The following is a 12739-nucleotide window of genomic DNA, read 5'->3' as shown; positions in this document are numbered from 1 at the left end:
GAAGGATCGACGACCATGACCGACTCCAGACTGCCGAGCGCCGACGAGGCCGCGTTCATCGCGGCGGCCCGCTCCGACGACGCAGCACGGTTCACGCTCCTCACGGAGCGCCACCGGCGTGAGCTGCAGGTGCACTGCTACCGGATGCTCGCCAACTACGAGGACGCCCAGGACATGACGCAGGAGACGTTCCTGCGGGCGTGGAACAAGCGGGAGTCGTTCAAGGGCCACGCTACGCTGCGGACCTGGCTGTACCGGATCGCGACGAACGCCTGCCTCGACTTCCTGGAGAAGCGCAACGACCGCACACCCGTGCCTGCCGAGCTGCCGGGCGCGGGCTCGGAGGTGCACCACCTGCAGCCCTACCCGGACCGGATGCTCCCGGAGGACCCGCAGGAATCGGTGGTGGCGCGGGAGACGATCGAGCTGGCGTTCATCGTCGCCGTCCAGCACCTGCCGCCGCGGCAGCGGGCGGTGTTCATCGTGCGCGACGTCCTCGGCTGGCCGGCGTCGAAGGCCGCCGACGCCCTCGAACTGACCGTCGCGTCGGTGACCAGCGCACTGCAGCGGGCGCGCGTGACGATGCGCGAGCAGCTGCCCGGCCGCCGCCTCGACTGGCGGAGCCCTGCCACGAACGAGCTGTCGGACGACGAGCGCGGCGTGGTGAAGTCGTACATGGAAGCCCATGAGCGCAACGACCTCAACGGGCTGACGGCCCTGCTGCGCGACGACCTGCGCTTCGCGATGCTGCCCGACCCGGGCGCCTTGATCGTCACGGCCAAGGACGCGGTGGACGGCTGGGTCTCCGGTGGGCTCTTCCAGCGCGGCTACGACGACTGGCGCTGCATCGCCACGACGGTCAACCGCATGCCCGCCGCCGCGCTGTACCGCCGCGCCCCCGGCGACCGGGAACACCGTCTGTTCAACATCGCGGTCCTGCACATCGTCGACGGGAAGATCGCCGAGCTCACCGGATTCGACGCCACCGACAAACCATGGCTGGACCTGCCCGCGACGCTGTGATCGGACTCGTCCCCGTCGTCGACGAGTCCGGTGCACGGGCAGGCGTCACCGTCGTCCCCGTCTTCGGCGAGTCGGCCGGCAGCTCACCGGAACGCAAGGAAGGGCCGGGAAAAGGTTCCCTCATCGCCGGGGGGCGCGGTGAGCACGCCGGGAAGGATTCACCAGCCGGGCGTTCGGCCCGTGCTCATCGCCTCGTCTCGTACCGGGTCAGTACCACGCCGCCGGGAAACGTCCGGGTCTCCACCAGGGTCAGCTTCACCCAGTCGTCCAGGGCCGTGAAGAACGGCGTGCCGCCGCCCACCAGGACCGGATGGGTGACGATCGCGTACTCGTCGATCAGCCCGGCCCGCATGGCCGCCGCGGCGAGTGTGGCGCCGCAGATGTCCATCGGGCCGCCGTCGCCGGCCCTGAGCCGGGCGATCTCGGCGACCGCGTCGCCGGTGACCAGGCGGGTGTTCCAGTCGACCTCGTCGATCGTCGACGAGAACACCACCTTCGGCATGTCCCGCCAGCGGCGCGCGAACTCGATCTCCGCCGGTGTGGCACCCGGCTGCTTGTCGGCGGTCGGCCAGTCGGAGCTCATCGCCTCCCACAGCTTGCGCCCGTACAGCGCCAGGCCCGTCGCGTCCACCCGGTCGGACCACCACTGGAACAGCTCGGCGCTCGACGACGAGTCCGGTCCCTCCCCTCCACTCCAGCCGAGGTCGTCGCCGGGCGCGGCGATGTAGCCGTCCAGGGTCACGTTCATGGCGAAGATCAGTTTCCGCATCGTGTCAGCCTCTCGTGAGTCGATCTCACACGTACAGACGGGCGGGGCGCGGAAACCTGATCGGTGCGCGATCCGCGGTGGTCGCTCAAGCGCCCGAGGCTCGTCGAACGCACCGTCGCGGGCGGTCAGGCCGCCTCGTCCTCCTTCCTGGGCCTGGGAGCCGGAGCGGGCCGCACGCGGCCGGGGTGGGCCTCCCCGTCGGGGAAGACCCACTTCCGGAACGCCCAGAAACGGAAGACCATGGCGATCAGTGTGCCGATGACCTGCGCGCTCATGAAGTCGGCGACCTCCTGGGCGACCAGGCTCACGTTCGGGGTCTCCAGCAGGAACACGTACCGGGAGATCCATAGCGGTACGGAGCTGAGCACCAGGCCGACGCCGCTGACCAGGAAGAACAGCGCCGCCTCGTGATGGCGTTCGCGACCGCCCCTGGTCCGGAACGACCATTCGCGGTTCAGCACGTAGGACACGATCGTCGCCACGAGCACCGCGATGACCTTCGCGGTCACCGGTTTCGGCTCCAGAACGGTCAGCTTCAGCCCGTAGAACACCGCGTTGTCCACCAGGAACGCCGTTCCGCCGACCACCACGAACTTCAGCAGCTCACGGTGCTTCAGGGCAAGGGCGTGCAGCGGTCCCGGCAATCTCACGAGGACCGCGTCAACCGTTTCGAAGCGTCCCGGTCTTCTCACCATCCGGGCGTCCCGGTCTCAAGTCCCACTGACACGGCCTTTCCTGCTCGGGCGGCCGGAGCCGCATCCGCCGACATCGGATGTCGATCCTCACGCGCACCACGGTCGAGCACTTCGCGGTGCAGTGCCCGTCGGGAAGCCGGACCGTCCCGGTGACCGGATGAGCCGCCGGGAAAGCCGCGGTCCGGACACGACATCGGGATGACCCTCGCCGGAAGCCGAGGGTCGCCCGGTGCTCGACCGGTTCGCCGATGTATACCGGGGTGTTTCACGACCGCCCGGTATTGACCACGCGAGTCACAGCACAATAAACACCGTTTTGGGGATGATGACACCTTTTTCATCGGTACGTTGAGCTCAACGAGGCGACAGGGGGGTACGAACGGATTCGCACGGCATATCGGTTACGCCATCAATGGCGACCGTCGTCTTCCGTCAAGGCCGGGCTCGACCCCCGCGCGACGTTCCGGAGAGCCTGCGCCATGCTCACGTGGACGCGGCCATGGGCGGCGTCAGCGTCCCGGGCAGTGGAGAGCGGCGTTCCCGTTTCTCGTCACCGCCGTCCCCGACGCCGGATGCAGCCGGGGCGCGGCGGAAGGACACAGGGCCGTCCTTCGTGCGCGCCGGTCAACCGGTCCCGGCCGGGCTCGCCTTCCCTGCGCCCCGGACGGCGTAGCGATGCATCGTGACGCCCCGCTCGAACGATCGCTGCTCGAGCAGGTCGAGCTCGATCGGCATGTCGTAGCCGTCGAACAACGGCCTGCCGAAGCCGAGGATGTCCGGGTGGGTGAAGAGCAGCAGCTCGTCGAGCAGCCCGGCCCGGAGCAGCTGTGTCGCGACCGCCGCGCCGCCGACCCCGATGGCGCCTTCGGTCTCGGCCCGGAGGGCGGCCAGCTGCTCGATCGCGTCGTCCCCGCCGATGATCCGGGTGTTGTGGCCGGCGCTGTGACGGGTGCGGGAGACGAGCACCTTGGGCGTGGTGGTCCAGATCTCGCCGTACTCACGCAGGACGTCCGGCAGTGAGGCGTCCTCACGCGCCCGCGGCCAGTACTCCTCCATCGTCTCGTACATGGTCCGGCCCTGGACCATCAGGGAGAGCCCCTTTGCGCGGGCGTTGAACTCGCGGTGCAACTCCTCGCCGATGCGCAGCCACTCGCCGGCGCCGTCGTCCCCGGGGACCTGCTCGATCCGCAGGTCGAGGGACACGTTCATCCAATACACGAAGTGGCCCATCGTCTCCTCTTCCCCTATAGTGATTGTATTTTGCAATCACTATAGTGAGGACGACATACCTGTCAAGGAGGAATCGTGGAACCACGGTCCGGCTGTCCGATCAACGCGGCCGTCGAGCTGCTCGGAGATCGCTGGTCGTTGCTCGTGCTGCGCGACGTCATCTTCGGCGACCGTCGTTACTTCCGGATGCTGCTCACCGGGTCGATGGAGGGCATCGCCTCGAACATCCTCGCCGACCGCCTCGTGCGGCTCGTCGAGGCGGGGATCCTCACCCGCGGCACCGCGGCGCGGGGGCAACGCGCCCGCTACAGCCTCACCGAAGCCGGTATCCAGACTCTTCCGATCATCTACGCCCTCGGCAACTGGGGCCTCGACTGGCGCGAGGGCGGCGACGGGCTCCGGATCCGGCAGCGCCTCATGCGCGAGGAGGGGCCGGCGTTCATCGAGGAACTCATGGACGACCTCCGCGTCCGCCACCTCGGCGCCCCGCCGAAGCCGCACGACGGTCCGGGCCCGTTCGAGCGCCTCGACGCCGCCTACGCCGCGGCCGCCCGGCAGGAACACGCCGATTGACGACCACGCGGCCGGCGCCGGGGGAGCGGCCGCACGGCCCGTCCGGGGTCGTGATCGCGCGGCCGGAAAAGGATTGGACGCCGTGACGCCCGGACTTGTAGCTTGCAGGCGACCGCGACACGGCCCGAGGAGGTGAGACCCATGAACGCTGTATCGATGTGGGTGCTCCCGCCTGCCGTCACGGTCGGGCGAACGACGTAGGTGTCGCCGGGAGCGCCTCGATGACAAGGCACTCCCGAAAGGCGACACCCATGCACTCTCAACAGGTCATCTCCGAGCCGTCGTCGAACGACGAAGGCGAGCGCGACTCCACGGCGGGCGAGGTCCCCGCAGCTCTCCGGTCGCCGGCCTCCGGCGCCGATCGCGCGCCCCTCGTGTTCGATGTGATCATCGCCGGGTGCGGGCCGACCGGTGCGATGCTGGCCGCCGAACTGCGGCTGCACGACGTACGGGTCCTCGTCCTGGAGAAGGACACCGAGCCCGCGTCGTTCGTCCGCATCGTCGGCCTGCACATCCGCAGTCTCGAGCTGATGGCGATGCGCGGACTGCTCGATCGCGTCCTCCCGCACGGAAGACGGCGTCCGGCCGGCGGCTTCTTCGCCGCCATCCCCAAACCCGCGCCCGAGGGCCTGGACTCCGAGTACGCCTACCTGCTGGGCATCCCGCAGCCGGTCATCGTCCGCCTGCTGGAGGAACACGCGATCGAACGGGGCGCGCAGGTCCGGCGCGGTCGCACGGTCACCGGTCTCGAGCAGGACGACGAGGGCGTGACCGTCGAGCTGTCCGACGGGCAGCGGCTGCGGTCGCGCTACCTCGTCGGCTGCGACGGCGCGCGCAGCGCGGTGCGCAAGCTGCTCGGCGTCGGCTTCCCCGGCGAGCCCTCACGGAACGACACGCTCATGGGCGAGCTGAAGGCGGACATGCCGGGCGAGGAGATCGCCGCCAGGGTGGCCGAGATCGGCCAGATCCATCGGCCGTTCTGGCTGCGGCCCTTCGGCGAAGGGGTCTACAGCGTCGTGGTCCCCGCCGCGGAAGGCGGCGACCGCGCCGAACCGCCCACCCTGGAGGATTTCAGGCAGCGGTTGCGCGCCGTCGCCGGAACCGACTTCGGCGTGCACTCCCCGCGATGGTTGTCCCGCTTCGGTGACGCCACCCGGCTGGCCGAACGTTACCGCGTCGGGCGGGTGCTGCTGGCCGGTGACGCGGCGCACATCCACCCGCCCCTCGGCGGTCAGGGTCTCAACCTGGGCGTTCAGGACGCGTTCAACCTCGGCTGGAAGCTGGCCGCGCAGATCCGCGGCCGGGCGCCGGAGACGCTGCTGGACACCTACCACGCCGAACGTCATCCGGTCGCCGAGGACGTGCTGGACAACACCCGCGCCCAGATGGAACTGACGTCCGCCGGGCCGGGCCCGCAGGCCCTGCGCAGGCTGCTCACCGAACTGATGGACTTCGACGAGGTGAACCGCCACCTGATCGAGAAGATCACCGCGATCGGCGTCCGCTACGACCTCGGTGAAGGCCCCGACCTGCTCGGCCGCCGCCTGCGCGACATCCAGGTGGGACAGGGCCGCCTCTACGGTCTGCTGCATCGCGGCCGCGGCCTGCTGCTGGACCGCACCGGCCGCCTGACCGCCGGCGGCTGGTCCGACCGGGTCGACCACCTCGCGGACCCCACCGCCGAACTGGACGTCCCGTGCGTCCTGCTGCGCCCCGACGGACACGTCGCCTGGATCGGCGACGACCAGCAGGACCTGGACGACCACCTCTCCCGCTGGTTCGGCAGGCCCGCCGGCTGATCCCACCCGGGCGGCGGCCGTCCCGCGATCCGCGGCGCTCCCGGCCGGCCGGCCGGGAGCGAAGTCGTCGATCTCGCGTCCCCTCGCCCCGCCGGCCGCGCCGGCTACGGCGTCGTGTAGCCCAGCGTGTAGTGGCCGCTGCCCTTGAAGGAGAGCAGCAGGTAGCGGTAGACGCCGGGCGGGCCCACGTAGCCGAGCTCCTCGAAGGGGCGGGGGGTCTCGGAGACCGCGACGGTGTTCCAGGTGAGACCGTTCAGTCTTTGCAGGCGGTGGCCCTGGGCGTGCTCGACGAGATGACGACCTTGTTGGCCCTGACGTCGATGTAGCGCACGCCGCTCACCTCCGAAAGCGCGGACCGGGCGGTGGTGAGCTTCTCCTTGACCGCCCGCAGTCTCGCCAGCGATCGGGCGACGACGAGGGGCCGGGCGCCCGCGGCGGTGATCTGGGCGGCGTCGGCACGGCCGGTGGTGGCCACCACCAATGTCTGCCCGGCGACCCCCCGCAGCCAGGAGCCGGCGAAACGATCACCGAGCCTTTCGCGCAGCTGCGCCGCGATCGAGGTCAGCCGGGATTCGTTGAGCAGGCGGCTCTGGGCCTGGTCCTCGGTCAGTCCCAGGTCCCGCCGGATGGCCTTCAGCATGCCCATCGGGGGTTTGCGCGCCGGCAGGACCCGCTCGGGGGCCTCCACCCCCGAAACGGCGGGGAGCGCCCGAGCCGGACGGGAGGCGACGGCCGGGGGCGTCGAGGTGAGGACGGTGACCGCCAGGAGACATCCCATGGCGGCGGCACACGTGCGGAACATGACGATCTCCTTGACCTCGGCTCTGTGAGCGCGGGGGGGACATCGCCGTGCGGCGCCGGTCGATCCGGTACACCGGCGAACACCACCTTAACCAGGCCGTTGCCGCTCACCGCCCCGGAAGCTCCACGCCACACCGACGGCGACCTCCGGGCAGGGAGGGCGCCGTGCCGCACGCGGTCCGGCCAGCGAGGCGCGCGGGAAATGAGGCGCCGAGCCGACAGGATGGCTGCATGGGGGAACACGGCAGGCGATGGCTCTTCGCCGATCAGCTCGGGGACCACTTCCTCGACTCCGACGACCAGCCGGTGCTGCTGGTCGAGGCCAGGTCGGCGCTGCGGCGGCGGCGCTACCACCGGCAGAAGGCGCACCTGGTGCTCTCGGCGCTGCGGCACCGGGCGGCCGAGCTGGGCGACCGCGCGCTGTTCCTGCGCACGGCCACCTTCGGCGAGGCGCTCGGCCGCGCCGGTGGCCGCATCACCGTCTGCGGGCCCACCAGCCACGCGGCCGACGCGCTCGTCCGGGGCCGCGCCGAGGTGACCGTCCTGCCCTCGCGCGGCTTCACCAGCACCGCGCGGGAGTTCACCACCTGGGCCGAGGGCAGGGCCGGCCACCGACTGCTCATGGAGGACTTCTACCGCGACGCCCGGCGCCGCCTGGACGTGCTCATGGACGGCGACGAGCCCGCCGGCGGCCGGTGGAACCTCGACGCGGACAACCGCGAGCCGCCGCCCGCCGGAGGGCTGGACGTGCCCGGCCCGTGGACGGCCGAGGAGGACGAGATCGACGAGCGGGTGCGCCACGACCTCGACCGGTGGGAACGCGACGGCGAGGTGTCCTTCGTCGGGCGCGACGGCCCGCGCACGTTCCCCGCGACCGTCGCGGAGGCGCGCAGCGCGCTGCGGCACTTCATCGACCACAGGCTGCCCGCCTTCGGCCCGCACCAGGACGCGATGCTCGCCGGTGACCCGTTCATGGCGCACAGCATGCTCTCGCCCGCCATCAACCTCGGGCTGCTCGACCCCATGACGTGCGTGCGGGCCGCCGAGGCCGCCTACCGGGCGGGCCACGCCCCGCTCGCGAGCGTCGAGGGGTACGTGCGGCAGCTCATCGGCTGGCGCGACTACATCTGGCACCTGTACTGGTACTTCGGCGAGGACTACCGCGACCTCAACCGGCTGTCGGCCCGCACGGCGCCACCCGCCTGGTTCGAGGAGCTTGACGCCGACGCCGTCGAGGCGCGCTGCCTGTCGTGGGCGCTCGCCCAGGTGCGCGACACCGGGTTCACCCACCACATCGTCCGGCTGATGGTGCTCGGGAACTTCGCGCTCCAGCGGGGGTACGACCCGGCGCGGCTGACCGACTGGTTCCACCGCTGCTTCGTCGACGGGTACGACTGGGTGATGGTGCCCAACGTGATCGGCATGTCGCAGCACGCCGACGGCGGCATGCTGGCGACCAAGCCGTACGCGGCCGGGGGCGCGTACATCAACCGCATGAGCGACTTCTGCGCGTCCTGCCGTTACCGGCCGGCCCGGCGGACCGGTGAGGACGCCTGCCCGTTCACCGCGGGTTACTGGTGGTTCTTCGCCCGCAACCAGGAGTGGCTGGCCGCCAACCCGCGCACGGCCCGCGGCGTGTACGGCATGCGGCGGCTCGACGACCTGGACGAGGTGTGCGCCCAGGAGGCCGCACGCGGCGACGCGCCCCCCTGACCGCGGATCACCACCGGAGGTGTCGTCCGGCGCGTCGTTCTGCGGCCCGATCCCCGCCGGCCCTGTGTTCACATCGTGACGACCAGCTTGCCGGTCGTGTGCAGCCGGACGAAGTCCACGCACGCCTGAACGCCGTCGTCGAGGGTGTAGCGGCGGCCGATGGTGGCCGGTGGTCCGCCGCGCACCGCCAGTTCGGCGACCTCGCGCATCCCGCCGAACGTGCCGTCCATGTCCAGCACGAAATGCAGGCCCACGTCGTCGCGGTCGATCCACTCCTGTCGTGGCACGGGGTAGGTGATCGTCAGCAGACGCCCGCCCGGGCGGACGGCGTTCGCGACCGCGGTGAGACGGTCGCTCGGCAGGGTCAGGTTGAACGCGACATCGACTCCTTCGGGGTACTCCGTCTCGGCGTACCCGATGGTCCCGTCGGCGCCGAGTGCTCGCAGGACGTCGGCGTCGGCGGCGGTCGCGGTCACCCGGGCTCCCGCGCCGGCGAGCAGCGGGATCAGCGCGGTACCGACGCCGCCGGTGGCGCCGACCACCAGGACGGTCTCGCCCGGCCGGACCTGGGCGGTGGCCATCAGCGCCCGGGCGGTCAGGCCGATGGTCGGCAGGGCCGCCGCCTGTTCGACGTCGAGACCGGGCGGGCGGTGCGTCAGGAACGGGGTGTCGGCCTCGAAGACCGCGTACTCGGCCAGTGAGCCGGTGCTCAGCGACGGCCGCTTCGTATCGGCCATGGTCCGCAGCGCCCGGGGCACGGCCTGACCGAAGATCTCGTCGCCCACCCGATAGGCCGTGACCCCGTCACCGACCTCGCTGACCGTGCCGGCGAAGTCGTTGCCGGGCACGTGCGGAAACGTCAGCGGCACGACCTCGCGGAAATCGCCGCTGGGCAGCCGCACGTCCGCCGGGTTGATCGAGGCCGCGGCGATCCGGACCTGGATCTGCCCCGGACCGGGCTGCGGCACCGGCACGTCGGCCACCAGGTAATCCTCGGGTGGTCCGTAGCCGGTCGCGACGACTGCCTTCACGTGGTTCCCTCCAAAAAACGGACCGGTCGGTCATGTTACGGGCGCCAAGTTAGCAATAAACGGACCGAGCGGTCAACTTGCTAGGATGCCGGAGTGACCTCGACCCGGCCGTTGCGCGCCGATGCCGCCCGCAACAGGGAACTGCTGCTGGCGGCCGCCGCGGACGAGTTCGCGGAGCGGGGCATGGACGCATCGGTCGCCGACATCGCCCGGCGGGCCGGTGTCGGAAAAGGCACCGTGTTCCGCCACTTCGCCAGCAAGGACGACCTGATCGCCGCGATCGTCCTCGACCGCATCGACGCGCTCACCACGATCGGCGAACGACTGCTGGACGCGGCGGATCCAGGCGCGGCACTGCTGGAGTTCCTCACCGCCGCAGCGCATCAGCGACAGCAGCGCGACCTGTCGTTCCTGCAGGAGGCCGGCGAACCCACCCCAGAGGTCACCAGGGTCCGCACGCGGATGTTCGACATCGTGCACACCCTGGTCGACCGGGCGCGCGAGCACGGCGCCGTGCGGACCGACGTCACCGGCGCGGACATCATCCTGCTGATGTGCGCGCCGAACTACGTCACCACCTACGTGCCGGACGCCCCGCCTGACCTGTGGCGGCGGTATCTCGCCATCATCTTCGACGGCCTGCGCCCCGAAGGTGCCCACCCGCTGCCGCACCCACCGCCGCCGACGCCTTGACGCCGGCCGCTACGCCGCCTGCCGGCTGACGGCCACCGCCGATCCCCGTTCCGATGTTCCCCGCCGGCCGGCTGGACGCCCCGGTGTGACGCACGCCGGTCCGGCCACGCCGCAGCCGGACGTCCCGGCGGAAGGGCCCGACCGGCTCCTCCCCGCCGGTGTCCGGACGTGATCGGCCGCTGGGGCCGCGGTCGTCGTGCCCGTCACGGTTCCCGTGGTGCCGCGCTCGCTTCGAGGCCGTCGAGCAGCAGGCGCAGACCGGTCCGCCAGCCGTCGTCCGCCGCCGAGGTGGCCGCCCGGTGCGCGTCCGCCGCCGGGGTGGCGCGCGGGCGGCCGTCCTCGCCGTCGGCGAACGTGGCACTGGCGTGCAGGAGGGCCGGGTACCGCGCCGGATGTTCCCGCAACCGGGCGAGCAGGCGTTGCCCGGTGTCGCCGGGAAGCGTCCAGGGCTGGGTGCCCCTGCCGGTGAGGGCGACGGAGCGCACGAGGGCGAACATGGCCAGCACGACGTCCAGGCGCCGGGCGACCGGCAGGCCGCTCGGGCCGATGGCGGCCAGCGCGGCCTCGATCCAGCCGACCTCGCGTGGCCCCATGGACCGCTCGCCGATCGTCGCCGCCGGCAGCCACGGGTGGCGTTGCCAGACGGCGTACAGGTCGTCGGCCCACCGTTCGGCGCGGAGGCGCCAGTCAGGGATGTGGGACAGGTCCGGCGGGTCCTCGACGGCGTGTTCGACGGTCAGCGCGACGAGCTCGGCCTTGCTGCGCACGTAGCGGTAGAGCGCGTTCTTCGTGACCCCGAGTGCGCCGGCGACCCGTTGCATCGACACGGCGTGCAGGCCCTCGGCGTCCGCGACGTGCACCGCCGCCGCCGCGAGGGCGGCGTGGCTCAGCGAGGGCTGCGGTCCGAAGCGTGGTGACGGCGGCGGGGACCACAACAGCGTCAGGATGTTCTCCTCGTCGTCGGCAGGCGCGGCTGTCATCCTCGATCCCTTCTTGCGACCCGAGCAGGACTGTGTCTATCGTACACAGTGTGCGGCGGGCACAGTGGCCGCCCGACACGGTCCTTCCCCGAGCACTTCAAGATCTGAGGATTTCCACGATGCGACGTGTGATCGTTTCGACCTTCGTCACCCTCGACGGCGTGATGGAGGCTCCGGAGACCTGGTCGTTCGACTTCCACGACGAGGAGAACATGAAGGACGCGCTCGAGCTGGTGCTCGGCGCGGAGGCCCTGCTGCTGGGCCGGACGACCTACGACGGCTTCGCCGGGGCCTGGCCGTCCCGCGAGGACCCGATGGGCTTCGCCGACAAGATGAACGCGATGCCCAAGTACGTCGCCTCGACCACGTTGCGCGAGCCGGCCTGGCACGGCACCGAGGTCCTCGACGGCGCCCACGGCGACGTGGCCGAACAGGTCGCCGCCCTCAAGCAGGCCGGTGACGGAGACCTGCTCATGTACGGCAGCGCCACCCTCATGCGCCACCTGCTCGCCGCCGGCCAGATCGACGAGATCCGGCTGCTGCTCAACCCCATCGTCGTCGGCTCCGGCCGCAAGCTGTTCCCCGACGGCCACCCGCGCACCGCACTGGACCTGGTCGAGACGCACCGGTACCCGGGCGGGATGACCCGGCTGGTCCTGCGCCCACGCGCGTAGCCGCACCGGCGGGGCCGCCCTGCCGGTGCGTCGCGCCCCCGATCGTCCCGGCCGCCGACAGGCCCGGGGTCAGGCCGGTCTCGACGGCCTCGACGGCCTCGCGGACGGCGTCGCCGGTCTCACAGGGCGACGGACGCGCCTGCCGGGATCCGGGCGTAGCCGCTCTCCCTCTCGAGCCACCCGTCCACGTACTCCAGGCCGATCGCGCTGAGGTGGACGTCGTGGATCGGGAACGCCCGGGCAGGCCGGACGCCCCGGATGAAGGTGACGGCCTCGCCGGTCTTCACCCACGGCCCGGACGCCGGGACCAGCAGGGTGTCGACCTCTTCGGAGGGCACGAAGAAGGAGTCCCCCGGGTGGTAGAGGCCGTCCACGAGGAACCCGAGGTTCGGGCAGCCGGGCAGGCCGTCGACGATCTCGGCGTGCTCGCCGCCGACGGCCTTCACGGTGAAGCCCGCGGCGTCGAAGGTCTCGCCCGCCGCGACCGCGACCGCTCCCTCGCCGAGCTCCGCGGCCAGCGCCGCATGGGTGTGCACGGTCAGCGCGGGGTTGCCCGCCCTGGCCGCCTTGAGCGCCTCGACGTCGACGTGGTCGGCGTGCTCGTGCGAGACGAGCACGGCCGTGGCGCCGGACAGTGCGGCCTCCGCCTCGGAGAAGACGCCCGGATCGATCACCAGCACCCGGTCGCCCTCCTGGAGGCGTACACAGGAGTGCCCGAGTTTCGTGAACATCACCGGATCACCCTATCGGCTCCTCCC

The 12739-nt window shown here is 71.4% G+C and carries 13 protein-coding genes; 6 read left to right on the top strand and 7 right to left on the bottom strand.

Translation table 11 applies throughout. From position 1 onward, the window contains the following. The first annotated feature begins 15 nt into the window (after window positions 1–15). On the top strand, window positions 16–1023 hold the full coding sequence (locus ACZ6RT_RS30870; protein WP_399192414.1) for an RNA polymerase subunit sigma-70: 1008 nt from the start codon (window positions 16–18) through the stop codon (window positions 1021–1023). A gap of 184 nt (window positions 1024–1207) precedes the next feature. Here the strand turns inward: ACZ6RT_RS30870 and ACZ6RT_RS30865 are convergent, their stop codons facing one another. The 3 genes from ACZ6RT_RS30865 to ACZ6RT_RS30855 form a co-directional block, all read right to left on the bottom strand. Then, the gene (locus ACZ6RT_RS30865) at window positions 1208–1792 is read right to left on the bottom strand and encodes a dihydrofolate reductase family protein (RefSeq protein WP_470157412.1); all 585 of its coding nucleotides are present in this window, start codon (window positions 1790–1792) and stop codon (window positions 1208–1210) included. Between the two features lie 125 nt (window positions 1793–1917). Beyond that, a complete protein-coding gene (locus tag ACZ6RT_RS30860) occupies window positions 1918–2442 on the bottom strand; it encodes a GtrA family protein (RefSeq protein ID WP_399192418.1) in 525 nt (174 codons plus the stop codon). A 669-nt stretch (window positions 2443–3111) separates the two neighbouring features. Continuing rightward, window positions 3112–3717 (bottom strand): dihydrofolate reductase family protein, encoded by a 606-nt coding sequence (locus ACZ6RT_RS30855; protein WP_470157411.1) that lies wholly within the window; start codon window positions 3715–3717, stop codon window positions 3112–3114. Window positions 3718–3792: 75 nt separating this feature from the next. Here ACZ6RT_RS30855 and ACZ6RT_RS30850 point away from each other — a divergent pair, with 75 nt between their 5' ends. Together ACZ6RT_RS30850 and rox are read left to right on the top strand one after the other, a co-directional pair. Further along, window positions 3793–4290, top strand: a complete 498-nt coding sequence (locus ACZ6RT_RS30850) for a winged helix-turn-helix transcriptional regulator (RefSeq protein ID WP_470157410.1) — start codon at window positions 3793–3795, stop codon at window positions 4288–4290. A 374-nt stretch (window positions 4291–4664) separates the two neighbouring features. Next, window positions 4665–6089 (top strand): rifampin monooxygenase, encoded by a 1425-nt coding sequence (gene rox / locus ACZ6RT_RS30845; protein ID WP_470157451.1) that lies wholly within the window; start codon window positions 4665–4667, stop codon window positions 6087–6089. 253 nt (window positions 6090–6342) lie between these two features. Here rox and ACZ6RT_RS30840 read toward each other — a convergent pair whose 3' ends face one another. Continuing rightward, entirely contained in the window at window positions 6343–6891 is a 549-nt protein-coding gene (locus tag ACZ6RT_RS30840; RefSeq protein WP_470157409.1) for an alpha-lytic protease prodomain-containing protein, read from the bottom strand. A 230-nt stretch (window positions 6892–7121) separates the two neighbouring features. On the opposite strand from ACZ6RT_RS30840, the gene ACZ6RT_RS30835 reads away from it, so the two are divergent. Further along, window positions 7122–8603 (top strand): cryptochrome/photolyase family protein, encoded by a 1482-nt coding sequence (locus ACZ6RT_RS30835; RefSeq protein WP_470157408.1) that lies wholly within the window; start codon window positions 7122–7124, stop codon window positions 8601–8603. Between the two features lie 68 nt (window positions 8604–8671). On the opposite strand, the gene ACZ6RT_RS30830 is transcribed toward ACZ6RT_RS30835, so the two are convergent. After that, entirely contained in the window at window positions 8672–9634 is a 963-nt protein-coding gene (locus ACZ6RT_RS30830) for an NADP-dependent oxidoreductase (protein WP_470157407.1), read from the bottom strand. A 93-nt stretch (window positions 9635–9727) separates the two neighbouring features. Between ACZ6RT_RS30830 and ACZ6RT_RS30825 the strand changes: the two genes are divergently transcribed. Beyond that, window positions 9728–10327 (top strand): TetR/AcrR family transcriptional regulator, encoded by a 600-nt coding sequence (locus ACZ6RT_RS30825; protein ID WP_470157406.1) that lies wholly within the window; start codon window positions 9728–9730, stop codon window positions 10325–10327. Between the two features lie 203 nt (window positions 10328–10530). Here the strand turns inward: ACZ6RT_RS30825 and ACZ6RT_RS30820 are convergent, their stop codons facing one another. Continuing rightward, window positions 10531–11307, bottom strand: coding sequence for a TetR/AcrR family transcriptional regulator (locus ACZ6RT_RS30820; protein ID WP_470157405.1), 777 nt, complete (start codon window positions 11305–11307; stop codon window positions 10531–10533). A gap of 128 nt (window positions 11308–11435) precedes the next feature. On the opposite strand from ACZ6RT_RS30820, the gene ACZ6RT_RS30815 reads away from it, so the two are divergent. Continuing rightward, window positions 11436–11981 (top strand): dihydrofolate reductase family protein, encoded by a 546-nt coding sequence (locus ACZ6RT_RS30815; RefSeq protein ID WP_470157404.1) that lies wholly within the window; start codon window positions 11436–11438, stop codon window positions 11979–11981. Window positions 11982–12100: 119 nt separating this feature from the next. Here the strand turns inward: ACZ6RT_RS30815 and ACZ6RT_RS30810 are convergent, their stop codons facing one another. Beyond that, window positions 12101–12712: an MBL fold metallo-hydrolase gene (locus ACZ6RT_RS30810; RefSeq protein WP_470157403.1), complete on the bottom strand. Its 612-nt coding sequence runs from the start codon at window positions 12710–12712 to the stop codon at window positions 12101–12103. Between the last annotated feature and the right edge of the window lie 27 nt (window positions 12713–12739).

Source organism: Streptosporangium sp. NPDC050148 (genome assembly GCF_055586505.1).
The sequence above is the reverse complement of the archived record's forward strand: the minus strand, read 5'-3'. Positions and strand labels throughout refer to the sequence as shown.

Bases quoted from the DNA above. Each gene is read 5' to 3' on its own strand.
- ACZ6RT_RS30870 (WP_399192414.1), top strand. From the start codon at position 16: ATGACCGACTCCAGACTGCCGAGCGCCGACGAGGCCGCGTTCATCGCG.
- ACZ6RT_RS30835 (WP_470157408.1), top strand. From the start codon at position 7,122: ATGGGGGAACACGGCAGGCGATGGCTCTTCGCCGATCAGCTCGGGGAC.
- ACZ6RT_RS30865 (WP_470157412.1), bottom strand. From the start codon at position 1,792: ATGCGGAAACTGATCTTCGCCATGAACGTGACCCTGGACGGCTACATC.
- ACZ6RT_RS30820 (WP_470157405.1), bottom strand. From the start codon at position 11,307: ATGACAGCCGCGCCTGCCGACGACGAGGAGAACATCCTGACGCTGTTG.
- ACZ6RT_RS30855 (WP_470157411.1), bottom strand. From the start codon at position 3,717: ATGGGCCACTTCGTGTATTGGATGAACGTGTCCCTCGACCTGCGGATC.
- ACZ6RT_RS30840 (WP_470157409.1), bottom strand. From the start codon at position 6,891: ATGTTCCGCACGTGTGCCGCCGCCATGGGATGTCTCCTGGCGGTCACC.
- ACZ6RT_RS30810 (WP_470157403.1), bottom strand. From the start codon at position 12,712: ATGTTCACGAAACTCGGGCACTCCTGTGTACGCCTCCAGGAGGGCGAC.